Raw genomic sequence first — 24,002 nt, forward strand, 5'->3', positions numbered from 1 at the left:
GGCGGCTACCGGGCAGGCGGAACCTGGGGAGCGGAGTGATGACTGGTGCCAGACGCCGCGGCTACTTCTCAGCCGCGGTGGCGGTGATGGGCGCTGCCCTGATCGCCGCCCTGTTCACGGCACCCCAGGACAAGCCGGTGGACATCCGCCTCGTCGCCCCGCCGCCCCCTCCGCCCGAGGTAGTCACGGCGACCGCCACGACGACCGTCTCCGCGATCGGCGGTGTCCGGCCGCCTCCCCCGCCTCCACCACCGCCGCCTCCACCAGGGGCGAACCCGCCGCCGCGGCACCGGCCCGACCGGCGGCCGCCGCCTCCGCCACCCCCGGCCGAGCCGCGGCCGCCGGCGCTGTTCGACCTGCTGCGGTGCGACGCGAAGTACGTCTCGGACGACGACTTCAACCGCTGCCTGGAATGGCCGCTCGACCCCGACGAGTTCTGCGCGTTCATGGAGGAGAACCACCTGCGTCCCGTCGACCTGCGCGGACCGGACGGGCGCCGGTTCGAGCGGTTCGAGCTGGACTGCGACGAGGGTTAGCCCTTCAGCTCGCGCAGCCGCCGCAGGTTCGCCTCCGCGAGCGAGCCGAGCAGCTGCGCCTCGCCCAGGTAGTGGTCGTCGATCAACGCCTCGACCTCGGCGTCGTTCATCGCCGGCACGATCCTCGCCGCCATCCGGTTCATGTTGCGGTAGCTGCCCTGCAACAGGAACGGCTCGCCGGTGGGGTCCGCCGCGGACGCGATGTAGGCCTGGTTCACCTTCAGCACGACCTGCTGGACCCGTTGCAGCTTGCGGACCACCGACAGCATCCGGTCCAGCTCGACGGTCTCGTGGTCGTGCGGGACGCTCTCGCCGTTCGCCAGGCGCACCAGCGGTTCCACGTCGACGCCGCCCAGCGTCGGGTTCGAGCCGGACGCGTTCTCCAGGTAGCTCAACGCAAAGAGTGCGTCGCGGCCGGACAGCACGTCGCCGAGGTTCCACACGTCCGCGCGGTTCGCGAGCATGTCGGGGACCCGGAACGCGCGGCCCGTCTCGGTGTACGGGTTGCCCGCCATCGACACCGCGAAGCGTTTGCCCCGCAGGTCGAACGTGCGTGCCTCGCCGTCCCACACGCCGTCAACACGTCGTTGTGCGTCGCACAGCGAGATGAACTTCTGCAGCAGCTCAGGTGATGTGTGCTGGATGTCGTCGAGGTGCAGCAGAACGTTGCTGCCCAGGGCGAACGCGAAGTTGATCCGCTCGACCTCCTGGCGTGCGGTGGCATTCGGCGCCTCCTGCGGGTCGAGCGAGGTGACCCCGGTGCCGAGCGCCGGGCCGTTGACCTTGACGAACACCATGCCGAGCCGGTTCGCGACGTACTCCATCAGCGTCGTCTTGCCGTAGCCGGGCGGGGAGATCAGCATCAGCAGGCCCGTGCCGTCGTTGAGCTGCTTCGACAGGTTGTCGCCGATCAGCGGGAGGTAGACGTCGTTCAGCAACCTGTTGCGCACGAACGTGTTCAGCACCGCCGGCCGGTAGTCGGCGAGCCGCAGCCGGCGGCGTTCCTCGGCCAGCAGCTCGTCGCGTTTCCTCTGGTAGGCGCGGAACGCGGGCACCCGCACGTCCTGGAACGTCCTGAGCCTGGTCAGGGTCTCGTCCAGGCGGAGCTCCATCGACTGGTCGGTGACGCGCGGGTGCGTGCCGAGCAGGCCGGTGACGCTCTCGGTCAGCGCGGCGCTCGAGTCGTAGCGCGGCAGGTCGGTGAGCAGGACGGCGACGACCTCGGGGAACTCGGGGCAGTCCTCGTCACCGAGGAACGCGTGCAGCCACGCCTCGATCAGGTCGCGGTCGTGCAGCTCCTCGGTGACGGCGGCGCGGAACCGGTCGATCACCGCTCGGGCGGCCTTGCTGGTGACGAACCCCTTCGGTTCGCAGGCGAGCTCCTCGAACAGGTACTCGGACGTCAGGTCATCGAGCCCGAACTGCTTGCACAGCTCGGGAATCCCGTGCGTGCCGCCGAAGATCGTGCGGGCGCGGGCCAGTGACTCGGCCTTGCGCGCCCACGTGTCGCGTTGCTCCTCCGGTTGCTCCGCCCATAAGACCTGGGCGGCGGCTCTGGTCGCGGGCGGGTACCTCAGCAGCCCGGCGCCGGTGTGGAGTCGGTGCAGGACAGCGAGGATCTTCTCGGCGTCGTGGTCGTGGACGCCCTTCTCGTAGCCCTCGTCGTAGCGTTCCGCGGCGGCGTTCGCGACGTCCGTGCGGCCTTCCGCCAGCAGGCACCCGGCGAGGTGCTCGGAGCGGTAGACGTCCTCGGTCTCGCTCACCAGCAGCTGGTCCCAGAACGGCCTGGTGGCGGCGAACTCCGGGTCGGTGACCTCGGCGCGGTAGTCGGTGCCGGTGACGGCGTAGAACAGCCGGCCGTCGCGCGGCACCAGGGTGAGGTTCATCGGCTCGGTCGTGACCGGGAAGCGGTGGCGGCCGAGCACGATCGACGCGCCGTCGTACAGGTCGGCCCGGTCGCGCAGGGCCCGGCCGCCCTCCTGCCGGGCGTCGCGCAGGCTCGCGTCGAGCTCGTCGGCGCGGACGTCGCCGAGCTCCCTGAGCTGGTCGGCGACCGCGCGGACCTTGGCGACCATCGGGTCGCCGGCGAAGTAGGTGTTGATCTCGTCGGTCGAGGTGAGCTTGCCGAGGCGGCGGCGGATCGTGCCGAGCACCCGTTCGGCGGACTGCACGAGCCGGTCGGCCTTGCGCGCGCGTTCGTCGAGCAACGTCTGCTTGCGCGCGGAGAACGCCTCGTAGACGTCCGTGCGCTTGGCACCGACCTGCGCGAGGAAGTCGTCGAACTCGCCGAACCGCGACTCCAGGTTCTCCAGCTGCAGCAGCAGCCGGCCCAGCTGGTCGTCGCAGCGCTGCGGGGTGTCGGCGACCGACAGCGCGCCCGTGATGGCCTGGCCGAGCAGCGCGAACTCCGCGGCGAACTCGGCGCGGCCCTCGGCGTTGGCGAGCCGCGCCCTGCGACCGTCCACAGTGGCCCGTGCGCGGTTGACGGCGGCCAGCACCTCGCCGATGCTCGCGAGGATCTGCGTGCGGGTCGTCGTGTCGGCGGCGTCGAGGGTGCTGACGACCTCGGTCAGCACCTCCAGGCCCGCCTGCTGCTGCGCCAGCCGTTCGCGCAACGGCGTGGCCTCGGCCGCGGTCCTCGGCTCCGCGTCCGCGATCCGGGCGATCTCCTCGTGGTACTGGGCGAACGCGCCCTCACCGCTCAGGAACGCGACGGCCCGGCGTGCGGACGCGCCGAGTTCCTCGACCAGGTCGGCCTCGCGCCGGTCGATCTCGTCGAGGTCGACGTACCTCAGGTCCTTGAGCGTGATCAGCCGGCCCTGGGCTGACCGCAGGTCGGCGAGCAGGCGCACCCACTCGTCGGCGCTCCGCGGGGCCGCCGACCTGGCCAGCCGGACGAGGCTCGCCAGCTTCTCGCCGGCCTCGTGGAGCTGCTCGGCGGCGTGCTCGGTGAGCCGGCGGGCGGCCTCGAACTCGTCGAGGACCTGTTCGGCGGTCGTCCTGACGGCGAGGACGTCCTGCCTGAGCCCGAGCTCGTCGAGCCAGAACACGCCGTCGACCACCCTGGTGCACAGGGCGATCAGGCCCTCGAACACCGGCGCGCTCGGGGTCATCTCGGCGCTCATCCTGGTGATCGACAGGCAGTCCGAGATGCCGCGGACCAGTTCGGCGTTGCCGATGCGGGCGAGCGGACCTGCCTGGTCGGGCAGCACCTCGTCCTGCACGAACGGCGTGCGCCAGACCTGCATCGGGTGCACGCGCACCGCTTCCGAGCCGGTCTCGCGGAACACCACCAGCGTGCCGTCGGCGAAGAGCGAGTAGCCGTGACACGTGATCGGGGTGGCGACCTCCTTGCGGATCACGTTGTACGGCAACAGGAGGCTGCGGCCCTCGCGGCGGGCGTGGAAGACGTACAGGACGTCCTCGCCGTTCGCGGACCGCACGACCCGTTCGAACTCCAGCTCGTCGGTGTCGACGTCGAACGTCTTGTCCGCACCCGTGACCAGGTAGTAGCCGCCGGGGAAGATGATCCCCTGGTCCTCTGGCAGTCGCTGGCACGCCTGGCCGATGCCGTCGAGCCTGGTGACCTCCTTGGTGCGGGTGTTGAACACCAGGTGCCGCGGCGCGGTCTCCTTGTACGGCAGGATCTTGAGCAGGATCAGCGGGCCGACGCGGGCGTAGTGGATCTCGGCGTCCGCGAGGCTCTGCAGGGGTTCGTCGACGGGCTCGGAGTAGACGCCCTCGCCGGTCTCGGTGTTGTTCTCGATCTTGACGGTCAGCGTGCCGCCGACCGTCTCGACGAAGACCTCGCCGTCGATCGCGATGTGCGGGTGCCGGCCCAGCACGTGCTGCTCGCGGGTCGTCTCGACCCACGTGAAGTCGTGCGAGGGCGGGAAGACGTGGTCGCGGTCGCCGCGGTTGTCGACGTAGGTGACCGTGCCGTCGACCGCGATGTCCCAGCGCAGCACGCGGATGTCCTCGATCCGCGCGCCGGTCTGGAACACCGCGAGCAGCCGTTGCTCGACGACCCGCAGCTGCAGCAGCCGGGTCTCGCGGTAGTAGCGGTAGAGCTCGGCGAAGTCGTTGCGGAACCTCGGGTCGGTCAGGAACTCCGCCTCGACCGTGGCGAAGTCCCTGCCGTGCACCGCGAAGACGTCGCCGACCGCCGTCTCGGGCTTGAGGCCCATGAAGACGTTGTAGCCGAACAGCATCACGTCGCCGAGTGCCACGATGTCGCGCGGCACGCAGTTGTTCTCGGTGCGGATGCGTTCGGTGGCGACGAGCTCCAGGGCCGTGCTGCCGAAGGTCTCGACGCGCTGGGCGTTCAGCGCCTCGGTGCCGCGGGCGAGCTCGGCGGCCTGGTCGGCCAGCCGTGCCCGCAGCACCTCGTACGTGCCGGCGTCCAGTCCAGAAGAGGTGGACACCGTCATGCGGGCTGGCCGTTGTTCTTGGCCATCTGGGTCAGCGCGAGCGCCGCGGCGAGGTTCTGCGCGTCACCCGTCGTGAACGAGCTGAGGATCTTGGTCAGGTCCTCGGGGAAGTTGTTCGTGCCGTCCATCCACCTGGCGCCCAGCGCCTGCACGACGTCCGAGTTGCCGACGAAGCTGTCGACCTGCTTGCCCGCGGTGATGGAAGCGGCGATCTTGTCGAAGAACATCGTGTCGCCACCGACGATGTCGATGTCGGCCTTCTCCAGGCCGGCCGCGAGCACCATGGCCTGGGCCTCGGCGACCTGGCGCTGCACGTCGATGCCCTTGAGGCGGATCTCCTTCTCGGCCTCGAGCCGCAGGCGGTACTCCTCGTGCTCGCGGGTGGCCGTGTCGAGCGCGGCCATGGCCTCCGCCTTGTGCGACAAGCCTTCCGCCTCGCCCTTGAGGCGTTCCTTGATGCCCTCGGCGTCGGCCAGGGCCTTCTCGCGGTCCACCACGGCCTCGGCGCGACCGAGGGCCTCGGACGCGGCGGCGTCCCGTTCCTTGACCAGCGCGTCCGCGAGGCCCTTCGCGGCGGCCTCGGCCTGCGTGCCCTCGGCGAGCCGGATCTTGGAGCGGGCGTCGAGGTCGGCTGCCTTGTTGCGCGACTCGGCGAGCACGACGGCCTCGCGGGCCTTGTGCTGCGCCGCCTGTTCCGCGGCCTCGGCGGCCTTGATGTCCTTGACCAGCGACTCCTGCGCCTCGGCCTCGGCGCGGATGACGATCTGCTGGCGCTCGCGCTCGGCCTCCTCGACCGCGCGCAGCTTCTTGATGTTCTCCTCCTGCTCGGCCACGGTCTTCTCGACGGCGACCCGCTCGCGCACCAGGTCGGCGATCGCGCGCCGCTCGTGCTCGAGCTCCTTGTCCTTCTCGATCATGCGCAGCGACGTCTCGCGCTCGCGGGCGATGACCTCCAGCATCCTGTCCTTCTCGATGCGCTCGGTCTCGACGGCGATCACGCGCTCGCGGTTCTTCTCGGCCACGGCGATCTCGCGGGCCTTGTTCTCGCTCTGGATGCCGAGCTGTTCCTCGGTGCGGATGAACGCGGTGTTGGCCTTGAGGCGTTCCTCGGCCTGCACCTTCTGCGTCTCGGCCTCCTGCTGGGCGCGGGCCGTCTCGATCTCCCTGCGCTGCTTGATCTCCGCGTCGGCCTGGCGGCGTTCGAGCTCGAGGATCGCCTCCCGCGCGCTGACGTTCTGGCGCGTGATCTCCTTCTCCTCGTTGCGGGTGAACTCGTTGGTCTTGACGTGCTCGATCGCGGTCAGCTCGGTGATCTTGCGGATGCCCTGCGCGTCCAGGATGTTCGCCGGGTCGAGCTGCTTGAGCGGCGTCTGCTCCAGGTAGTCGATGGCCGCGTCCTCAAGGCTGTAGCCGTTGAGGTCGGTGCCGATGACCTGCACGATCCGGTCGCGGAACTCGTCGCGGTGGGTGTAGAGGTCGACGAAGTCGAGCTGCTTGCCGACGGTCTTGAGCGCCTCGGAGAACTTGGCGTTGAACAGCTCCTGCAACGTCTGCTCGTGGCTCGCGCGCTCGGTGCCGATCGCCTGCGCGACCTTGATGACGTCCTCGACGGTCTTGTTGACGCGCACGAAGAACGTGATGCGGATGTCGGCGCGGATGTTGTCCTTGCAGATCAGGCCCTCGTTGCCGGCCCTGCGGATCTCGATGGTCTTCACCGAGATGTCCATCGTCTCGCATCTGTGCAGCACGGGGAGTACGACTGTGCCCGTGAAGGTGACGTCCACCTTGCGCATCTTGGAGACGATGAGCGCCTTGCCCTGTTCGCACTTCTTGAACAACCTGCTCAGCGTGATCATCGCGAGGATCAGCACGACGACGACGCCCGCGACCAGCACGACCAGACCCGTTGAGATCGCACCCATGTTCAGCCCCCTGTGGTGATGTCCACGACCCAGAAGAACTCGCCCTCGGCGTCGTAGTCGAAGATCAGTGCGGTCTGTCCCGCCTTCAGTTCGGTGCTCTCCGCCGCTCGCACCTGCACGACCGCCGTGCCGCCGTCGTCGGCGGTGACCTCGGCCTGCCCGTAGTTCCCGGTGACCCGCGCCGTGCGGACGATCGCGGTGCGGCCCACGAAGTCGTTGCGGGAAGCGGGTTTCTCCGGTTTGGTCCAGTTCCTGACCGGGATCAGGAGGATCCGGGTGAGCAGTGCGCCCACCAGCACCGCGCCGCCGAGGACGGCGTAGCGGAGCTTTCCCTCCGGCGTCAGCACCGTGCCCACCAGCGCGGCGAACCAGGTGACCAGCACGAAGAACGAGATGGAGATCGGAAGGACGGGGGCGTCGAAGTCCAGGCCCACCAACGCGACCGTGAGCCAGTACGCCAGCACCACGAGCACCAGCAGGCTGAACACCACGGTCGGGAAAGCCACCGCGGCGGCCAGGAACTCGGTCATCGTCGCCCCCTCTCAGCCACTCTGATGCGAAAACTTCCGAATCCGTTGCACTTTCCGGAATGATCGATGGAAATCGATGGTTTGGACCGGCATGGACATCGGTGTGCAGGGCCTCAACAACGGCGACTCGGCGCGGCCGGACGAGACTCGGCGGCTGGCCGAGCTGGCCGAGTCGCTCGGGTACCACTCCTGGTGGGCGTCGGACCACGTCGTGCTGCCGTCACCGCGAGTCGATCCGTCACCGTCCGAACCGGACACCGTGATCGTCGATCCGCTCGCGCATCTCAGTTATGTGGCGGCCGTCACGTCCCGCATCGAGCTCGCCACGGGCATCGTGATCCTGCCGCAGCGCAACCCGCTGGTGCTCGCGAAGCAGGTGGCGTCGCTCGACCTGCTGAGCGGCGGGCGTTTCACGCTCGGCATCGGGGCCGGGTACCTGGAGCCGGAGATGACGGCGGTCGGCGTGCCGTTCGACGACCGCGGTGCGCGGACCGACGAGTACCTGGACGCGATGGACCAGCTGTGGCACGCGCCCGCGCCGTCGTTCGCGGGGAGGTTCGTGTCGTTCTCCGGGGTGGACGCGCATCCGCGGCCGTCCAACATGCGGGTGGTCGTCGGTGGGCACAGCGCCGCGGCGTTCCGGCGTGCGGTGACCCGTGCGCAGGGCTGGTTCGGCATCGGGACGCCCGACGACATCCGCGGCCACCTGGCCCGGTTCCCCGCCCGGCCGGACGGGTTCCGGATCAGCGTGTCGGCGCTGGTGCCGCTCACGGCGTCCGTGATCAGGGAGTACGAGGACCTGGGCGTCGACGAGCTGGTGGTCCACCCGGCGGCGTTCGACGGGAGTGTCGACGAGGTGCTGCGGCGCAACGCGGAGTTCATCGCCTAACCTCGGTCGGCGTGATTCCCGTCGTCGTGCTCGCCGGCTTCCTCGGCTCCGGCAAGACCACCCTGCTCAACCACCTGCTACGCACGTCCGGCGGCACGCGGATCGGCGTCGTGGTGAACGACTTCGGGCGGATCAACGTCGACGCGTTCTCCGTCTCCGCGCAGGTCGACTCGATGGTGTCGCTGTCGAACGGCTGCCTGTGCTGCGCGGTCGACGGCTCCGAGCTCGACGAGATGCTCGGGAAGCTGGCCGCGGCGGACCTGGACGTCATCGTGATCGAGGCGTCCGGTCTCGCCGAGCCGTCCGCCCTGGTGCGGCTGGTGTTGCAGGCGCCCGGGGTGTCGTACGGCGGGCTGATCTACGTGGTGGACGCGGTGGAGCTGGACGCCGTGCCGCACCTGGAACGTGATCTCTCGCTGGCCGACCTGGTGGTGCTGAACAAGGTCGACCGCGTTGCGTCGTTGCCGACGCTGCCCTGCTCGGTGCCCGTGGTGCCGGTGTCGTTCGGGCAGATCGACCCGGCGCTGCTGTTCGAGGTCAGGCCACCTGATCTGGGGCCGCGCCAGCTGTCGTTCGACGACCTGGAGGATCACTCGACGCACGCCCACGCGTCGTACGACAGCGTGTCGTTCGAGTGCCCGGACCCGTTGCACCCCAAGCTCTTCATGGACTTCCTGGCGGCGCGGCCCGAGGGGTTGTTCCGCGCCAAGGGTCTCGTCCGCTTCCCGCTCGGCACGTTCATGCTGCAGACCGTCGGCGCGTACGTCTCGTTCACTCCAGTCGACGACGCCCCGACTCAGCTGGTGCTGATCGGGGCGGGCATCGATCCGGATTCGGTGACCGACTGGCTCTTCGCCTGTCTGGCGGACGGACCGGTCACCGAGCAGGACATGCTCTGGGTGCTCCGGTACGCCCGCTGACGGTCACTTCTTGCAGAACGCGGTGTCCATGACGTCGGACATCTTCTGGAGCTTCTTCATCGGGTCGTCGCCGAACGTGCCGGGCAGCGCGGTGAGCGTGATCGCGGCCGACTTGCCGTCGTCGGTGGCCGCACCCAGCGACGCCCACCCGTGGATCGTGCCGCCGTGGCCCCACGAGACCCCGCCGCAGCTGAGCCTGGTGCTCTCCAGCCCGAGCCCGTAGGCGCTCTTCTCGTCGACCTGCACGGTCTTGCGCATCTCGTCGAGCTGGGCCTTCTTCAGCAGCCCGCCGTTGAGGAGCGTCTTGAAGAACTTGGCGACGTCCTGCGGAGTCGAGACCATCGCTCCGGACGCCCAGGCGTTGGACGTGTCGAGGCTGGTCGCGTCGACAACCTCGGAGTCCGGGTCGAGCAGGTCGGCCTTCACGGAGACCGTCGCGTGCCGGCCGCGGATCTCCCGCTCGCCCTGGCCAGGCCAGTACGTGTCCTTCAAGCCCGCCTTCGTGATCACCTTCTGCAAAGCCTCGCCGATCGGGCGGCCGGTGACCTGCTGGATCATCAGGCCGGCGACGACGTAGTTGGTGTTGCTGTACTGGTAGCTGGTGCCGGGCTCGAAGAGCGGCGGCTGCGCGAGTGCCGCGTCGAGCAGGTCGTGCGGCGCGAAGTACCGGTCGCGGATGTCGGCGATCTTGTTGACCCCGATCGCGAGCACGTAGTCCGGCAGGCCGCTGGTGTGCTGCAGGACCTGGCGGACGGTGATGCGGCTGTCCGCGATGTGCGGCACGTACCTGTTGACCGGCCCGTCGAGCTCGATCCTGTTCTCCCCGACCAGCTGCAGTGCACTGACCGCGACGAACGACTTGGTGATGCTGCCGATGCGCACCTGACCGTTGCGCGGTGCGTTGCCCTTGGCGTAGTCGTGCCCGTTGGCGTTCATCTCGACGCCGGGCGTGTGGTCCTGGACGATCTGGTCGAGCTGCTGCGGGATCAGCAGCGACAGCGCGGTGAGTGCGGCGACGGCGATCACTTGGCACCACACAGACCAGCGTCGACAGCGGCCAGCATCGCGTCGTGGGCCTGCTGGCCTTCCTCGGGCGTCTCGGCGAAGGTGCCCGGAAGTGCAGTCACCGCAACGGAGATCGCCTTGCCGTTGGACGCGACGCCACCACGCGTCTCGAAGCCGTGGACGTCACCGCCGTGACCCCAGTAGCGCCCGCCACAGCTGAGCGGCGAGCTGGCGAGGCCCAGTCCGTACTCGGCGCCCGGCCACATCTCGCCCTTGGTGTCGACGGTCTTCTGCATCTCGTCGAGCTGCGCCTTCGGCATCAGGTCGCCCTTCAGCAGTGCGCGGAAGAACGTGTTGAGGTCCTTGGTGCTGGAGATGATCTGCCCGGCCGCCCAGCCCCACGACGGGTCGATCTCGGTGACGTCCTCGACGCCCTTGCTGGTCAACGCGTACCCGTGCGGGTGCTTGCCGCGGATCGTCTCGTCACCGATGCCGGGCCAGTAGGTGTCCTTGAGCCCGAGCTTCTGGATGATCCGCTTGTCGACGTTCTCGGAGATCGGCCGCCCGGTGACCTTCTGCGCGAGCAGGCCCAGCAGCACGTAGTTCGTGTTGCTGTACTTGAACTTCTCACCGGGCTCGCCCGTCACCGGGTGCGCGTTGGCGACGTCGAGCAGCTCGCGCGGCTCGAAGTACCGGTGCCTCACGTCCTCGAACTTGTCGAGCCCGAGGAACTCCGTGTAGTTGGCGAGACCGCTGGTGTGGTTGAGCAGCTGGCGCACCGTGATCCGGTCGTCCTTGACCGCGCCCGGCAGGTAGTGGTTGATCGGCTTGTCGAGCTCGATCTTCCCCTCGCCGACGAGCTGCAGGACGACCGTGGCCACGAACGTCTTGGTGTTCGACCCGGCCCGCACCTGCCCGTCCTTCGGCACCGGCGTCCGCTTCCCGAGCTCGGACGTGCCGGCCACGTAGGACGTCGACCGCCCGTCAGCCTCGGTGACGGTCGCCAGCGCGGCCGGGAACTCGTGCTGCTTGACCAGTCCGTCGAGCTGCCTCTGCGTGGAGTTGGTGGGCGAAGCCAGGACCGTTCCGGTGGCCCCGGTGACCAGCACGGCCGCTGCCAGCACTCCTACCAGCGTCTTCCTCATCGTTGCCTCCCCTTGCCGTTGATGGGGAAAGCTTGTCGTTCCGCACCGGTCTTCCGCAGTCGTGCACACTTCCGTTGTGGAGGTGGAGCAGGCTCTACCTCAGTAGCGGACGTCGCTTTGCAGCAGCGGCGGGTAGATCTGCGAGGTCTCACCGTCCACAGTGGTGCCGGCGAACTGCAGCATCTTCCGCGTCTCGCCGTGCAACCTCGCGGGATAGCGGGGTTCGGGCCGCGAGATCGCGTCGAGCGCCTCGAGCTGCTGCGCGGTGAGCGTCGCTTCCCGGAGGTTGCTCTCCAGGTGCTCCAGCTTCCGCGCGCCGATGATCGGCACCGCGCCCTTGCTCCGAAGCCAGTGGAGCGCGACCGCCGCGGGCGTCGTGCCCTGCTGCTCGGCGATGGCCGTGACGAGGTCGATGACCTGGAAGTCGTCCTCGGTGGGGCTGCTGACGTACGCGGCCCGCTTCGAGTCGCTGACCTGGGCGTTTCGCCGGTACTTGCCGCTCAGGAACCCGTTCTTGAGCGGACTCCACGGCACCAGCGTGAGGCGCAGTTCGTCCGCCATCGGAGCGATCTCCGCCTCGACACTCCGCTCGAGCAGCGAGTACTCGACCTGCAACGCGATGAGCGGCGTCCAGTTCCTGAGCTCGGCCATCGTCTGGGCCTGCGCCGTCACCCAGGCGGGCACGTTGGAGAACCCGATGTACCCGACCTTGCCCGATCCCACCAGATCGTCGAGGACCCGCATGGTCTCCTCGATCGGCGTGCTCCGGTCCCAGTTGTGCAGCCAGTAGAGGTCCAGGTAGTCGGTCTGGAGGCGCCGGAGCGTCTGCTCGAGCTGCCGCCGAACGGCGCTCCGCCCCGCCCCACCGCCGTTGGGGTCGCCGAGGTGCATGTTGAAGAAGAACTTGGACGCGAGCACCGTCCGTTCGCGATTGCCCTTGAGGTAGTCGCCGAGGATCTTCTCCGAGTGGCCGTTGGCGTAGAAGTTGGCCGTGTCGACGAAGTTCCCGCCACGGTCGAGGTAAGCCTTGAGGATCCTCTCGGACTCCTCGACACTCGCCCCGGCAGCTCCGGGGTCCTCGCCGAAGGTCATGGCGCCGAGGGCGAACGGGCTGACGCGCAGGCCCGAGCGGCCGAGGGTGACGTAGTGGTCGAGCGGCATGGTCTTGGCTCCTTGGGTCGGTTTGTTGCTTTCTCCATTCCAGGGTCTTGGGCCTGCCGGTGGTACTGCGATCCGGTCCGGTTCTTGCCTGATCCTCTCGGTTTCGCCTCGCGCTGGGTGGCTGGGGTGAGGTTGGCAACCCGAAGGACATCGCCGGGTGGAGATCGGTAGGCTGTGGCGGCGAGGGCTGCTAGCTCAATTGGCAGAGCAGGAGACTTTTAATCTTCGGGTTCAGGGTTCGAGTCCCTGGCGGCCCACCAAACCCCCAGGTCACAGGCCTGGGGGTTTCGCATTTCAAGATCGCTGGCACACCTTTGGCACGCTTTACCCCTCTGACTCTCAAGCTGCGGCATCAGGCGGACCGTCCTGGACCTGGTCCTCTTCAGCCTCGTCAGCGTCTCGTTTCGGCGTGCCGAACGCGCTCTCCAGAGCATCAGCCGTGCGCTTGTCGACCACCTTGCGGGCGAAGTAGACGTCCTGCGTCATCGAGGGCCGGGCGTGCCCGAGCTGATCCGCGACCAGGCGCGCCGAGAGGCCGGCCTCATCGAGGATGGTGGCCGCCGTCTTCCGGAAGACGTGCGAAGTGACCCAGGCGAACTCTTCGCCGCCGCGAGCCTTGCGGAGGTCCCTCCGAACGTTGGACGGGTCACGCAGGCCACCGAGGCTGCTCGGGAAGACCGGGCCGTTCGGGAAGAGCGTGGTCACACGTCGCCGCTTCAACATGTCCAGCGCCCACCGAGGCAGCGGAAGCGTCCGCTCTCCAGCCTCCGTCTTCGTGGACTTCCGGATCAGCCCGATGCCCTTGGCCCTGATCACGGTGTAGTTCACCGCGACCGTGCCCGCCTCGAAGCCGACGTCCTCCCAGTAGACGGCCAGCGCCTCACCGATGCGGACACCGGTCGCCATCATGAAGCGCGACAGGTCAGGAAGGTCCCACCTCACCGCCTGTTCGTCCGACTCCAGCATCTCCAGCCACAAGAGCCGCTCTTCCAGCGTGAGCGCCCTCGGACTCTTCTTTCGCCCAGCCTCCAGCCGATCCGTCTCCCGAACCGGGTTGGTGTCCAGCGCCTTGTCCCTGACCGCGATCCTCAGCGCCCCGGAGAGCACCGACCGTGCCGTCTTGGCGGTGTCGACGCTGACCGACCGCCACAGCGCCTGGAGGAACGCGTCGATCCGCGCCACGGTCATCTCACGAATCCGCAGCTCACCAAGGCCAGGCAGCACGTGACGATCAAGGATGCTCCGGTAGGTGTCGACGCTGCCAGGTGACCGCTTGCCGGCATCGGCGAGCGCCTGGAACTTGCCGAACCACAGAGCCGCAGCCTCCTTGAACCGGCTGTCAGGCGTCAGCCCGTCACCGGCAGGTGCCCTCCTCTCAGCCAACGCCTTCTTGAGGTTCCTCTCCGCCTCCGTCTTGGTCTTCCCGCGCCGCTGCACCGGCCGTGTCTGGCCGTCGTAGTCGCGATAGTTCGTCTGGGCACGCCAGCCCTTTGCCTCCTGGTAGCAACGAATCGCGCCGTACGTGCCGATGTCGAGAGGTGGCCGTCCCATCAGGCAGCCTCCTCAAGCAGGTGCTCGAACCAGTTCCGAACCTCGGACGGCAGGTACCGCAGGTGCTTCCCCAAGCGCCGTGCGGGCGGGCCGTAGTTCTTCGTGCGCCAGCCGTAGAGCGTGTGGACCGGGACGTTCAGGTAGGCCGAGACGTCGCTGACTGTCCACAGTGGCTCAAAGTCGCGTGCTTCCATGATGTTTCTCCCCCTAGATCAAGCAGCCTGCGGAGTTGCCGAGCTTTCTGGCGGCCCGGCGGATGCGAGCAGCGCGGCCGTGTATTCGGCCTTCCACCTGCGACGTTCCGCGACAGCGCTCAACAGCAGATGCGCCCGCGGAGGCACGTTCGGGTCACCGGGCTGGAGGTTGTTCCAGACCAGCCGTTGCGGTTCGTCCTCGGGCTTGATCCCGACGTCCGCGAGCAGTTGCCGAACGAACACCTTCCGGTCGTGCTTGTGGTCCGCCAGCGACTTGCCCGACCACTTCCGCGAGACCAGCACCCGCCGACCAGCGACGCCGAGCGTGGTTCGCTTGTGGGCCTTGCCCTTGCACTTGCCCGGAACCGTGGACAGTCGAGCCCCGCGAGGCTGGACGCCGTAGAGCAGCCACACGGCGCATTGCGGTGAGCAAGGCGTCACGGCCAGCTCCGCGCAGAGCCGTTCGGCATGGTCTTCCTGACGTGCCGTCTGAGCCTCGTAGCACTCGTTGATGCTCTTGGTGAGGTACTTGGTCAGGTAGCCGATGTGACGGCCGGCTTCTTCGCTGCCGCCGAGGATGCCCTTGGAGTGCACCTGCACGCCGAACCGCGCGACGTGCGCCGGTCGCTCGACCTCATCAAGCGCGTCTTCCCAGCTAGGCAAGGCCTTACGCGTCTGTGGATCAACGAACGCCTTGGCCCTCACGTCCCAGAACGGCATGTTGTCGCCGCTGTACTTGATCTCGTCATGCTCCGGCCACCAGACCTGGTGGTACGTGGCCTCAGCGACCGCCCTCAGCTCAGCGCGGGAGATGCTTCCGCGGACCGCCGCGTGCCAGTGCGGAGCCAGTCGCCGCTGTGGCTCGACCGTCGAGAAGTACTGGACCTCCCAGCCGACACAGCGTCGAAGGTTCTGCACGAACCGATCGAGCAGGGCAGCGAAGTGCACCGCGTCCCGAGCGGCCCGCCGGTAGTCATACGTCGTTGGATCAACCGGGGTGCCATCGCTGCGGACCTTGCCGTAGGTGTCGAGCGTCAACGTGAGGAACGTCGAGGGCTGGTACTTGCCGCCGAACACCTTGCCGACCGTGCGCTTGCTGACCGGCCGGCGAGGCAGGTTCGCAGCGTCCTGACGACGCTTGGTCGACCGCTTCCGAGCCGCCTTGAGCGGGATCTCCAGAGACGGGAGCGAACCGCGGACTCCGAGTTGCCGAAGTTCGGCGTCGACCTCCGCGACCTCGTCACGTACCTCCTCCGCGCCGACCTCGTCCCCCTCATCAAGGGCCAGGCGGAAGGCCTTGACCAGGTCCGCCCGGTAGGCGGTCAATTCCTGCTGATCGTCACTCGGAGCCTCCGGCGTGAAGTCCGGTTCCTCGGTCAGGTGCCACCCCTCGCGACACTGCGCCATCCGCAGACGCCGGTTCTTCTCCGCGCAAGTTGGGCAGACACTCGCGACCGTCGAGCCACACGGCACGGGCACGATGTCCACGCGTCCGGTGTCGAGGTCGATCCGCTCCTTGGCCAACGGACGCACACAGACACCGTGCTCTGTGGCGACGGCCCGAGCGACATCGAGCGCGGCCGGCTGCTTCATCCGCTCTGAGCGGGTCAGGTACTCGGTCATGCCGCAGCCCTCCCATCAGACCGGTCCGGGAACTCGTGCACGGTGGCCGGGGTGAGGTAGACGCCCAGCTCGACCAGGTCCGCGTCCGTGACGTTGAAGGCCCGCGCACGCTCCGGTTCGCGCTGCCCGTCCTCTTTGCCCCAAGCGACGCCAGGCGTGTTCTCACTGATTTCGTGCGCCGCCGCGCCGCGTTGCCGAACACCGTCACCGAGCACCATGTCGACCTGCACGGGTTCGTCCAGGCGCAGCGCCACGCGAGTCGTGAACAGGTGACGGAAGGCGACGACCTCCTTCCGCGGGTCCTGGACCAGGCCCACAACGGCATAGCCAGGGGCGCGGCCCTGCGAGGTGATCGTCTGCACCGCGCGGGTGGCACGTTCACGAAGGTTCCGGTCAGGCTGGTAGGCGATCAGGTCCGCCAGCTCATCCACGATGAGAACCGTGAACGGCTCACCCGTGCTGCGCGCCCAGAGCCGCCGAACACCCCGGTATCGAGAGGCGCGCTCTTTGACTTCAGCCGCGATTTCTTCAAGCAGGGCAACAGCTTCCGGCCCGTTGTCGTAGACGACCTTCTCGAACGCGTCTGGGCACTGCCCCAGCTCCATGCCGCCCTTTGGATCGATGCCGACCAGGCGAACGAGACCAGCTTTGATGGCTGGAGCGAGCTGCCACACAATCGACCACAACACCGAGCCCTTGCCTGCACCAGGCACACCGACCACGAGCACCTGCGAGCCGAGCAGCTTCAATCGCCAGGGCTTGCCGGTCTCAGTCTGACCAACGACGACCCGCTTCAAGTCGACCTCACCAGCCTGCGCGAGCTGCGGAACGGCGACGGGCCGAGCCAGCGGATCAGAGTGGATGAAGTCGAGCTCAAGCACGCGCGGCCGAAGCACCCGCACCCGGCACGATCGAGCGTTGAACGAGTGCGCCAAGTTGTCCCGCCGCGCTTCCCACTGCTCTGGAGACTGCGCCGGGATCATCCGAACCCGCACCTTGTCCCGCCAGCCCTCAGACCGCACACGACGCAGCTTGGGAAGGAACTCCTTCCGCCGGCTTTCCTTCGTGAGTTCAGCGAGACGCATCACGGTCCGCCAATGCGGCACGTACACCGTGAGCCGCCGCCACTCGGTCAGCAGCCGGTACCAGCCATGACGTAGGAATGAGCCGCGGTCCAGGCCAGCCCAGATCGTCAGCGCCCCGGCGATCGACAGGACAACGAAGGTCAAACCCGACCATCCGAACTGGACGTAGAACAGGTGCCCGGTAAGCAGCCCAACGACGGAAACCGGGTAGTGCACCGCGATGAGTCCCAGCCGCACGACCAGGCGCACCGCCAGCCAGGCCAGCACGAACGGCAGCAGGAGGAGGTTCAGCCACCACGGCAGGTATGCCCACCACGGGACCTGCGGCCGGTAGCCCTCGAACGGGGCCGGATCTACCCACTTGTGCTTCTTCATCGCAGGTCACCGCCGTCCACGACCACAACGACGAAGATCAGCGGCAGCCAGCCCAGGCAGCGGCAGCACTTGATCTGCCCCGGCGCGAACACGCCGAACCTCTTGCAACGCTGGCACTGACGACCGTTCGGAAGCTTCCATTCAGCCGGACGGCCGCCCTGACTTGACGTGCCACATACGTGTGGCGATACGCTTCGCATGGCTCGAATCTCCTTGTGGCGCAAAGAAAGCAAGGTGGATCGAGTCGGTACGTCGCCGGGGAACAGTCAAGGCCCGCCAAGACTTTGGACTGTTTCCCGTGCGACACACCAACACTTGTTCTTTAGTTGTCGATCAGCGCTCTTTGAGCTTCTTCGCGAGTGCCCTGCACCAGGAGCAGAGCGGTCGCCTCTCCGTCTTGCGGAACCAACCGCCGCCGAGGCAGCGCGAGCAGTTCCGGTACTCGATCCGAACCCGACCAGTCACCGGATGCGTTGCAGTCAGGTTCATGCGGTACATCAAGCGAGCCAGCAGGCGAGGCCTCACCGGCACCACCGCCTTACGCGGCTAGATGTGTGGGAGGCCGCAACAACACCGGCCACAATCACACCGGCAGGCGTCCAGGAGCGGGCCGAACCCCAGCGCCTTGCGAACCGACAGCCCGAGCGGTCCGGCCAACTCATGCAGCGCCTCGAAATTGGCGCGGATCATCCACCGGGCAGGCCTCAGTCCATCGGGCGTCACCCAGTACCGCCACGGGCGCTTGCGTTCTGGCCAGAACGAAACTCGTTGCACGATTCCGTTGCACCGCAAGCGTTCCAGCCTCCGATACGTGGCCCGCAGTGACGCGCCAAGATCCTCAGAAAGCTTCTGCGTCGTCCAAAGTGCCCACGGATCATCAAGCAGCGCAACCAGAATCAGCTGTGCGTCTACGTCCGTTGCGAATTCATCAAGAACGGTGTCAGGCCGTAGCAGGTCACCGAGCATGGCTAACCTCGCTCCGGCTGGAGCTGCTCCGGCATGTTGCCGATCCAGCCCATTCCACCCTTGGGGTCCAACACGGCAGCCAAGATGCCGGCGTGCTGAGACAGCGAGCGCAGGAACGTCGCCATCTCCTCCCGTGCATCAGGCCCCTCAGGCATGTGAATGACGATCATCGACGGATCCATGTTCAGCCGAAGGCAATGAGCCGCATCCGCCTTGTCAGGCCACGGCACGATGTCCGCCGATGCGTCCGGACCAGGCGAGATCAACAGCTTGAGCATCATGTTTCCTCGTCCACTGTTCGTGACTGCTCCAGCCGCGCCCGCCGTTCGAACTCCTCTGCCGCAATGGCGCAGGCGTGCCGTGCCCACAACGGCACCGCCAGGTCGGCGGCCAGGATCCGCCACGCCTGCGCCACAGCCGAGTAGCCAATAGCCAGACGAATCAGCGCGTTCTTGTCGCCCGTGCTGGACGCCTCGAACAGGGCTGCTGTCTGCTCGGCATACGCGGTGTTCCACCGGGCGACCGCCTCACGCGACGGCCGCGCCACAACTAGGCCGCCGTCTTCTGGTCGCTCTGGCCCTGCTGACCCGCGGGCTTGCCGGTCTCCCGCTTGGGAGCCGCACCCGTCTGCGGCGCAGCAATGCCCGTCGCGCGAATCGTGAAGCCCTGGTACTTGAACTTGTCGCCCATCACGCGGGGCTCGACCGTCAGCCCCTCGAACGCGACCGGCCGCACCTCAACACCGGGCATGACCTGGACCGAGTGCGGCGGAACGGGCTGCACCTCAGCCAGCACCGTCACGGTGACCGACGCGTCCCGCTCCTTCTCCGCGGACGGGTCCGTGACCACGACCTTCCACTGCCGCTTGCCGGACCTCTCGTCAACCCTCTGCTTGGCCTGCCGACCCCGAGCCCGGTCCTCCTGGCTCATGTACTCCAGGTCAGCGACTACCTCACCGATCATGAGCGCGCCCATCGGAAAGACCTGGTCAAACGCGGCCTCGAAGCGCGTGCCGTAGGGAACCGCCATGACTAACCTCCGTCGCCTTGCTAGCCCGCCTATCCGGGTTAGACAAGTTACAACGTAGCTAGCCTGTCTAGCCAAGTCAAGAACTGGCCCATTTGCGCTGGTCAGCTAGCTCACTAGGCGGGCTAGACAAGTGCGAACGGACACTGCGAACATGTGCGAACACGTTCGCTTTGCGCCGCTTTACACGTCGCTTTGCACCAGCCGACCGCGAGATGAGGAGACATGGCACTGGACCCGGACGACCCGCGCCCGCCGTACGTGCAGGTAGCGAACGCTCTACGGGCAGCCATCCTGACCAAGGTCTTCAAGGCCGGCGACAAGCTGCCCTCTCGCGCCGAGCTGGCGAAGAAGTACGAAGTCGCTCCCATGACCGTGCAGAACGCCCTACGCGAGCTGCGCGACGAAGGCTTGATCGTCTCCAGGCAGGGCAGCGGCGTGTTCGTCCGCGAGCGCACCGAGCGCCCGGTTGGACTACGGCCTCACATCGAGCGCGCGTTCGACGCCGAGCGCGTGACGATCGACTTCGCTGGCTTCTCCGGCGAGACGCTGCACGGCATCATGCAGGAGCCGCTCGACAAGATCCGCATCGGCCGACTCACGCCTGCGTCGATCCACGTTCGCATCCTCGTTCCAGATCCCAGTGTGCCGTGGTCCGTTCCGGTCACCGTGGACGAACGTGCTGACAGTCCGGCATTCCGCAAGCGTGCCGAGGAAATCATGCGGCGGCACACGCTCGCGATCGTCGACAACGTCACCGAACTGGGAGCGCTCGGACTCGTCAAGGACGCGACCGCGGAAGTGCGCGTTCACCCGACAGCCCCGTTGTTCAAGCTCTACCTGATCAACAACGAGGAAGCGTTCTTCGGCTTCTACCCGGTCCGCGAACACGTGCTGTCTCTTGGCGGTGAGCCTCAGGCGATCTACGACCTGATGGGCAAGGACGCCATCCTCTTCCAGCACTCGACCACCGATGACGACACCAGCACGGGCAGTCAGTACGTCGACCAGGCGCGCACGTGGTTCGACAGCATGTGGAACACGATCAGCACGGAGTACAAGCGGTGAGCCCCGAACCGGTCCCTGTCAACGATGCCGAAGCCGTACAACGCATCCTGGCAAGCGCCGACGCGTTGCTGCTCGACTTCGACGGCCCGATCTGCGACGTCTTCGCCGGCCTTCCTGCACACCTCGTCGCCGACCAGCTTCGCCGCATTCTCGCCGAAGGCGGATACACCGAGCTGTCCGCCGAGATCGAGAAGACCGAGGACCCGTTCGACGTTTTCTATTACGCCGCAACGCTTGGCGAGGACGAGGCCGCATACGTCGAGGCCGCAATGCGCGCTCATGAAGTTGAGGCCGTCGCCAGCGCCGAACCCACGCCGGGAACGCACGACCTCATCCAGTCATGGCACGCCGCAGGCCGAACGATGGCAGTTGTCAGCAACAACAGCGTGGCAGCCGTCGAGACGTACCTTCACCTTCACGAACTGAGCGCGTGCGTTGACTACGTGTCCGCGCGCGCCGATTCGGATCCTTCGCGGTTGAAGCCGAGCCCATTCCTGCTCCGTCAGGCGAACGAACACCTCAAGATTGCTCCCGCGCGGTGCGTGCTTGTCGGCGACTCGCTGACCGACATCCAGGCCGCTCATGCAGCCGGGACATCTTTCGTCGGATACGCCAACAGGCCCGGCAAGACCGACTTGTTCATGGCTGAGGGTCCGCAGGTGATCGTCACAGACATGGCTCTGCTCAACGACACGCTCTAACCGCAGGTCCACCAGTAGGGCGACGGCAAGCAGCCGCGGAGCTGGTAGGCAGTTGGTATGGCGCGCACTGATCACTACAACGACCCGAACGCCCCCAAAGCGACCAACATCGTCGTGGCAGTGACCGCGTTCGTGCAGGACGAGCACGGCCGGCTGCTGATGATTCGGCGCACCGACAACGACCTGTACTCGATCCCCGGCGGGGCGCAGGACGTTGGCGAGACGATCGGTCAGTCCGTCATCCGCGAGGTCAAGGAAGAGACCGGGATCGACGTCCAACCCGTCGACATCATCGGCGTGTACTCCGACCCCGCCCACGTCATCGCGTACACGGACGGCGAGGTGCGGCAGCAGTTCTCCATCTGCTTCCGAACGCGTCCGACCGGCGGAGCACTGCGAACGAGCTGCGAGTCAAGCGAAGTTACCTGGGTCAGCCGCGGTGACCTTGATACGCTAACAATCCATCCATCCATACGACTTCGGATCAAGCACGGGTTCGAGGAACGATCAACGCCATACTTTGCGGTGTAGATAATACTTCTCAGGTATCAGCCTCTGAGCTATCACCAAGCACTGCCGACTCTTCCAAGATGGCCTCCGCCATTCCAATGATGTTGAAATCAAGGAACAATGGTGAGATCTCAGATCTTCCATCCTCTGACCTAATCGCGGGCATGCGCATAACTCCAGGAGTGCCCGCCCTACCATCGAATCGAGCAGCCAGCTCGCGCATGTAGAAAAGCGTATTTGAGATGTCCGGGAATACGAGTTTGCGCGCCTTCTTGCCAACTTCCCGAACGGCCGACATAGCCTCGTCCATCATGGCAATTAGATCTATTCGATCAGGCATTTCCTCTATTTCTTCGCGCAGCTGCTTGTTCCATACATCACGCTCACTTAGTAGATGCGCCTTATCCATCTCAGCAACGAATCCTCCCCTTGGGACAATAATTCCACTCGCCCTTACATCAGCCTGACGATTAATGGAAAAATTGACAGCATTGAAGGACTTATGAGCGACGAACTGTCGAAACTTAAAGCAGAAACGGTATCCAAGGGCTCCGTCGAAAGCCTCGACAAATAGAGTCCGCAGCTGCTCACTCGCGCGCGAATCCGATTCAGAGCGATGCTTGACTACTCGGGTCGTCTGCTCGTAATACATCACCACGGCCGACAGGAAGCCCAGTAGATTGCAAGATAGCTCCAGATTGAACGCAGCATTGATTTGCGGAGTTTGCGCAGAGAACCTAGCGGCATGGTCAAGCGCTTTAACCAGACCCATAAACTGCTGGTAACTGTACTCGACATACGGAAGTAGGTCGGCCTCAATAAATCGCATTAGTTGAGCATTTGAATCCATAACGCGTTCGTACTCGAACTTGTCGATGGGGGCAAACAAATCTACCTGATGTTTGACTCCCGGAGCAGAGGACGCACCCCATGTCATCAGATGGTAGGTCATCTCCATTAACTTGCCCCCGCTTTCCTCGTGTCAGGGATCCAGACTAATCACCGGGCGCCGTTGAGAAGCCCAGCCTGATCCACCTTGAGTAACACCGATCCTGCACCCCCAGCAGGAGAAATCAGCATCTGAACCGCCATTTTCAGGATCGGCGGAAGCGCAGCCGCTAGCGCTAGTTTTTCCGGCAGGAAGGCGGCCACGCCCAAAAATCCGATGTCGATAAATTCCATTCGTGCGCGAGCGGCGCGAGCAGATAGAGAACGGTCATTCTTGACCTTTCGGCGCAGATCAGAAACCATTTGTTTAATCGCTTCAGATAGCTGACTCTCAACCTCACCAAGATCAGCGGATGTCGGGATTGACTTTCCGGAGACAAGGCGCGACAGCTCCGCCCTCCATTCATCAAAGGCTTCATCAGACTTTCGAATACGGCATATCTCAAGAATATCCTGCTCGTCGAAGTTTGGAATTGCGTACCCATCAAGCGCCTTAACCAGGAGCGCATCCCTAAGCTCGCGGTTGAGCGTCGTGGCTTGCTTGAATTTATTCATCAACAGCGCAAGATCGACATCTGCACAAGGAGTAAACCTTGATTCAACGAGCGACCCGATAGCCAACGTACGATTGAAGTAGAGAGACGGCGGCTCCACCACTGCCTTTGCCGCGTCGGCCGGATGCCAGCCCGCATTTGGCGTTACCTGAAGGCCTCGAATGTAATCTGAAACAGCAGGCATGCCTACCCACTCACGATTCAAAATATCGTGCACGTCCAGATCAAGCACATCACGTCGGATCTGAGACCAGATCTTCTCTTCCGAACTCTTCCAGAGACGCAAATGCGGTACCGGTATTATCCACCCTTCGCGGATAGGTTTCTCAAACCTCTTCAGTCTGCCAGTCGCTGCTAGAATCTTCGCGAGATTCTCAGCATGATCAGACCCAGCGAACGAGCCCTGATTAGCGTCAGCGGACGGCAAGGGCTGTACCGAGAGCTGCGGATTATTGGACCGGTACGGACCAGGCGCGCGAAAAGTGCCACGTCTACGACATACCCATTCATCCAGCGGACAATGCATCACAATCTCATCCGAGTACAACAAAGAACTCGAAAGAAATGGCATGCCAGGATTTCCTGGTTGCACGATAGATGCGCCGCCACCATAAGACCTGTACTTTACGCCATCGATCGCCGGAGGTGACCAATTATCGTAGAAGTTTTCTACCTGATAGCCGAGCTCCTTCAGCGCCCCATCAGAGAGCGATTCGATGTCGGACTCGGACCACGGGGCACCGAAGAAGCCATCAATTACGTCGAGTACCGACGTCCGAGCTGTGCTAGCCATCTGAACAGTATGCAACGTTCAATCGGTATACAGCTGCCGAATTTGGCTCTACAGGATCAAGGCCGCCGCT

Annotated in this window: 21 protein-coding genes and 1 tRNA gene; 7 read left to right on the forward strand and 15 right to left on the reverse strand. The window is 65.8% G+C overall.

Annotation, left to right across the window (positions count from 1 at the left end; all coding sequences use genetic code 11):
• The first annotated feature begins 38 nt into the window (after positions 1 to 38).
• Positions 39 to 536 (forward strand): hypothetical protein, encoded by a 498-nt coding sequence (locus tag ACFWV3_RS10100; protein WP_382410302.1) that lies wholly within the window; start codon positions 39 to 41, stop codon positions 534 to 536.
• On the opposite strand, the gene ACFWV3_RS10105 is transcribed toward ACFWV3_RS10100, so the two are convergent.
• From ACFWV3_RS10105 to ACFWV3_RS10115, 3 genes are read right to left on the reverse strand one after another with little or no spacing between them, the layout of a single operon-like run.
• Complete coding sequence (locus ACFWV3_RS10105; RefSeq protein WP_382410304.1) at positions 533 to 4,966, reverse strand: DNA repair ATPase; 4,434 nt, start codon at positions 4,964 to 4,966, stop codon at positions 533 to 535. The two genes, ACFWV3_RS10100 and ACFWV3_RS10105, sit on opposite strands and share 4 nt — an antisense overlap.
• Positions 4,963 to 6,888: an SPFH domain-containing protein gene (locus ACFWV3_RS10110; RefSeq protein WP_382410306.1), complete on the reverse strand. Its 1,926-nt coding sequence runs from the start codon at positions 6,886 to 6,888 to the stop codon at positions 4,963 to 4,965. The genes ACFWV3_RS10105 and ACFWV3_RS10110 overlap by 4 nt, the downstream gene beginning before the upstream one ends.
• Before the next feature lie 2 nt (positions 6,889 to 6,890).
• Positions 6,891 to 7,418 carry a hypothetical protein gene (locus ACFWV3_RS10115; protein WP_382410308.1) on the reverse strand — a complete coding sequence of 176 codons (528 nt, stop codon included), beginning with the start codon at positions 7,416 to 7,418 and terminating at the stop codon, positions 6,891 to 6,893.
• A gap of 91 nt (positions 7,419 to 7,509) precedes the next feature.
• Between ACFWV3_RS10115 and ACFWV3_RS10120 the strand changes: the two genes are divergently transcribed.
• Both ACFWV3_RS10120 and ACFWV3_RS10125 read left to right on the forward strand, forming a co-directional pair.
• Positions 7,510 to 8,307 carry a TIGR03619 family F420-dependent LLM class oxidoreductase gene (locus ACFWV3_RS10120; RefSeq protein ID WP_382410310.1) on the forward strand — a complete coding sequence of 266 codons (798 nt, stop codon included), beginning with the start codon at positions 7,510 to 7,512 and terminating at the stop codon, positions 8,305 to 8,307.
• 11 nt (positions 8,308 to 8,318) lie between these two features.
• Positions 8,319 to 9,227, forward strand: a complete 909-nt coding sequence (locus tag ACFWV3_RS10125; RefSeq protein WP_382410312.1) for a CobW family GTP-binding protein — start codon at positions 8,319 to 8,321, stop codon at positions 9,225 to 9,227.
• Between the two features lie 3 nt (positions 9,228 to 9,230).
• Here the strand turns inward: ACFWV3_RS10125 and ACFWV3_RS10130 are convergent, their stop codons facing one another.
• From ACFWV3_RS10130 to ACFWV3_RS10140, 3 genes are all read right to left on the reverse strand, one after another.
• On the reverse strand, positions 9,231 to 10,253 hold the full coding sequence (locus ACFWV3_RS10130; protein ID WP_382410314.1) for a serine hydrolase domain-containing protein: 1,023 nt from the start codon (positions 10,251 to 10,253) through the stop codon (positions 9,231 to 9,233).
• The gene (locus tag ACFWV3_RS10135; protein ID WP_382410316.1) at positions 10,250 to 11,377 is read right to left on the reverse strand and encodes a serine hydrolase domain-containing protein; all 1,128 of its coding nucleotides are present in this window, start codon (positions 11,375 to 11,377) and stop codon (positions 10,250 to 10,252) included. Before ACFWV3_RS10135 ends, ACFWV3_RS10130 begins: the two co-directional genes overlap by 4 nt.
• A 99-nt stretch (positions 11,378 to 11,476) precedes the next feature.
• Positions 11,477 to 12,538: an aldo/keto reductase gene (locus ACFWV3_RS10140; RefSeq protein WP_382410318.1), complete on the reverse strand. Its 1,062-nt coding sequence runs from the start codon at positions 12,536 to 12,538 to the stop codon at positions 11,477 to 11,479.
• Positions 12,539 to 12,722: 184 nt separating this feature from the next.
• Here ACFWV3_RS10140 and ACFWV3_RS10145 point away from each other — a divergent pair.
• Positions 12,723 to 12,798, forward strand: a tRNA-Lys gene (locus tag ACFWV3_RS10145).
• Between the two features lie 79 nt (positions 12,799 to 12,877).
• On the opposite strand, the gene ACFWV3_RS10150 is transcribed toward ACFWV3_RS10145, so the two are convergent.
• The 7 genes from ACFWV3_RS10150 to ACFWV3_RS10180 all read right to left on the reverse strand — a co-directional run bounded on the left by ACFWV3_RS10150 (position 12,878) and on the right by ACFWV3_RS10180 (position 19,361).
• Positions 12,878 to 14,089, reverse strand: a complete 1,212-nt coding sequence (locus ACFWV3_RS10150; RefSeq protein WP_382410320.1) for a tyrosine-type recombinase/integrase — start codon at positions 14,087 to 14,089, stop codon at positions 12,878 to 12,880.
• Entirely contained in the window at positions 14,089 to 14,283 is a 195-nt protein-coding gene (locus tag ACFWV3_RS10155) for a helix-turn-helix domain-containing protein (protein WP_382410323.1), read from the reverse strand. Before ACFWV3_RS10155 ends, ACFWV3_RS10150 begins: the two co-directional genes overlap by 1 nt.
• Positions 14,284 to 14,301: 18 nt before the next feature.
• Positions 14,302 to 15,906 carry a replication initiator gene (locus ACFWV3_RS10160; protein WP_382410325.1) on the reverse strand — a complete coding sequence of 535 codons (1,605 nt, stop codon included), beginning with the start codon at positions 15,904 to 15,906 and terminating at the stop codon, positions 14,302 to 14,304.
• The gene (locus tag ACFWV3_RS10165; protein ID WP_382410327.1) at positions 15,903 to 17,366 is read right to left on the reverse strand and encodes an FtsK/SpoIIIE domain-containing protein; all 1,464 of its coding nucleotides are present in this window, start codon (positions 17,364 to 17,366) and stop codon (positions 15,903 to 15,905) included. Before ACFWV3_RS10165 ends, ACFWV3_RS10160 begins: the two co-directional genes overlap by 4 nt.
• A gap of 968 nt (positions 17,367 to 18,334) precedes the next feature.
• A complete protein-coding gene (locus tag ACFWV3_RS10170; protein WP_382410329.1) occupies positions 18,335 to 18,613 on the reverse strand; it encodes a hypothetical protein in 279 nt (92 codons plus the stop codon).
• Positions 18,610 to 18,879: a hypothetical protein gene (locus ACFWV3_RS10175; RefSeq protein WP_382410331.1), complete on the reverse strand. Its 270-nt coding sequence runs from the start codon at positions 18,877 to 18,879 to the stop codon at positions 18,610 to 18,612. The genes ACFWV3_RS10170 and ACFWV3_RS10175 overlap by 4 nt, the downstream gene beginning before the upstream one ends.
• Positions 18,880 to 18,881: 2 nt before the next feature.
• Positions 18,882 to 19,361: a hypothetical protein gene (locus tag ACFWV3_RS10180; protein WP_382410333.1), complete on the reverse strand. Its 480-nt coding sequence runs from the start codon at positions 19,359 to 19,361 to the stop codon at positions 18,882 to 18,884.
• A gap of 222 nt (positions 19,362 to 19,583) precedes the next feature.
• Between ACFWV3_RS10180 and ACFWV3_RS10185 the strand changes: the two genes are divergently transcribed.
• From ACFWV3_RS10185 to ACFWV3_RS10195, 3 genes are read left to right on the forward strand one after another with little or no spacing between them, the layout of a single operon-like run.
• Complete coding sequence (locus tag ACFWV3_RS10185; RefSeq protein ID WP_382410335.1) at positions 19,584 to 20,426, forward strand: GntR family transcriptional regulator; 843 nt, start codon at positions 19,584 to 19,586, stop codon at positions 20,424 to 20,426.
• Positions 20,423 to 21,127 (forward strand): HAD family hydrolase, encoded by a 705-nt coding sequence (locus ACFWV3_RS10190; RefSeq protein WP_382410337.1) that lies wholly within the window; start codon positions 20,423 to 20,425, stop codon positions 21,125 to 21,127. Before ACFWV3_RS10185 ends, ACFWV3_RS10190 begins: the two co-directional genes overlap by 4 nt.
• A 57-nt stretch (positions 21,128 to 21,184) precedes the next feature.
• Positions 21,185 to 21,658: an NUDIX hydrolase gene (locus ACFWV3_RS10195; protein WP_382410339.1), complete on the forward strand. Its 474-nt coding sequence runs from the start codon at positions 21,185 to 21,187 to the stop codon at positions 21,656 to 21,658.
• Between the two features lie 10 nt (positions 21,659 to 21,668).
• Here the strand turns inward: ACFWV3_RS10195 and ACFWV3_RS10200 are convergent, their stop codons facing one another.
• Positions 21,669 to 22,589: a hypothetical protein gene (locus ACFWV3_RS10200; RefSeq protein WP_382410341.1), complete on the reverse strand. Its 921-nt coding sequence runs from the start codon at positions 22,587 to 22,589 to the stop codon at positions 21,669 to 21,671.
• Positions 22,590 to 22,636: 47 nt separating this feature from the next.
• Positions 22,637 to 23,932: a hypothetical protein gene (locus ACFWV3_RS10205; protein ID WP_382410343.1), complete on the reverse strand. Its 1,296-nt coding sequence runs from the start codon at positions 23,930 to 23,932 to the stop codon at positions 22,637 to 22,639.
• Positions 23,933 to 24,002: the final 70 nt, after the last annotated feature.

Origin of the sequence: Lentzea sp. NPDC059081 (assembly GCF_042738015.1) — a bacterium.
Classification (GTDB): Bacteria; Actinomycetota; Actinomycetes; order Mycobacteriales; family Pseudonocardiaceae; genus Lentzea.

Excerpts from the sequence above, each read along its gene's own strand:
- ACFWV3_RS10100 (WP_382410302.1), top strand. The coding sequence starts at position 39 with ATGACTGGTGCCAGACGCCGCGGCTACTTCTCAGCCGCGGTGGCGGTG.
- ACFWV3_RS10105 (WP_382410304.1), bottom strand. The coding sequence starts at position 4,966 with ATGACGGTGTCCACCTCTTCTGGACTGGACGCCGGCACGTACGAGGTG.
- ACFWV3_RS10110 (WP_382410306.1), bottom strand. The coding sequence starts at position 6,888 with ATGGGTGCGATCTCAACGGGTCTGGTCGTGCTGGTCGCGGGCGTCGTC.
- ACFWV3_RS10115 (WP_382410308.1), bottom strand. The coding sequence starts at position 7,418 with ATGACCGAGTTCCTGGCCGCCGCGGTGGCTTTCCCGACCGTGGTGTTC.
- ACFWV3_RS10120 (WP_382410310.1), top strand. The coding sequence starts at position 7,510 with ATGGACATCGGTGTGCAGGGCCTCAACAACGGCGACTCGGCGCGGCCG.
- ACFWV3_RS10135 (WP_382410316.1), bottom strand. The coding sequence starts at position 11,377 with ATGAGGAAGACGCTGGTAGGAGTGCTGGCAGCGGCCGTGCTGGTCACC.
- ACFWV3_RS10140 (WP_382410318.1), bottom strand. The coding sequence starts at position 12,538 with ATGCCGCTCGACCACTACGTCACCCTCGGCCGCTCGGGCCTGCGCGTC.
- ACFWV3_RS10150 (WP_382410320.1), bottom strand. The coding sequence starts at position 14,089 with ATGGGACGGCCACCTCTCGACATCGGCACGTACGGCGCGATTCGTTGC.
- ACFWV3_RS10155 (WP_382410323.1), bottom strand. The coding sequence starts at position 14,283 with ATGGAAGCACGCGACTTTGAGCCACTGTGGACAGTCAGCGACGTCTCG.
- ACFWV3_RS10160 (WP_382410325.1), bottom strand. The coding sequence starts at position 15,906 with ATGACCGAGTACCTGACCCGCTCAGAGCGGATGAAGCAGCCGGCCGCG.
- ACFWV3_RS10165 (WP_382410327.1), bottom strand. The coding sequence starts at position 17,366 with ATGAAGAAGCACAAGTGGGTAGATCCGGCCCCGTTCGAGGGCTACCGG.
- ACFWV3_RS10170 (WP_382410329.1), bottom strand. The coding sequence starts at position 18,613 with ATGATGCTCAAGCTGTTGATCTCGCCTGGTCCGGACGCATCGGCGGAC.
- ACFWV3_RS10180 (WP_382410333.1), bottom strand. The coding sequence starts at position 19,361 with ATGGCGGTTCCCTACGGCACGCGCTTCGAGGCCGCGTTTGACCAGGTC.
- ACFWV3_RS10185 (WP_382410335.1), top strand. The coding sequence starts at position 19,584 with ATGGCACTGGACCCGGACGACCCGCGCCCGCCGTACGTGCAGGTAGCG.
- ACFWV3_RS10195 (WP_382410339.1), top strand. The coding sequence starts at position 21,185 with ATGGCGCGCACTGATCACTACAACGACCCGAACGCCCCCAAAGCGACC.
- ACFWV3_RS10200 (WP_382410341.1), bottom strand. The coding sequence starts at position 22,589 with ATGACCTACCATCTGATGACATGGGGTGCGTCCTCTGCTCCGGGAGTC.
- ACFWV3_RS10205 (WP_382410343.1), bottom strand. The coding sequence starts at position 23,932 with ATGGCTAGCACAGCTCGGACGTCGGTACTCGACGTAATTGATGGCTTC.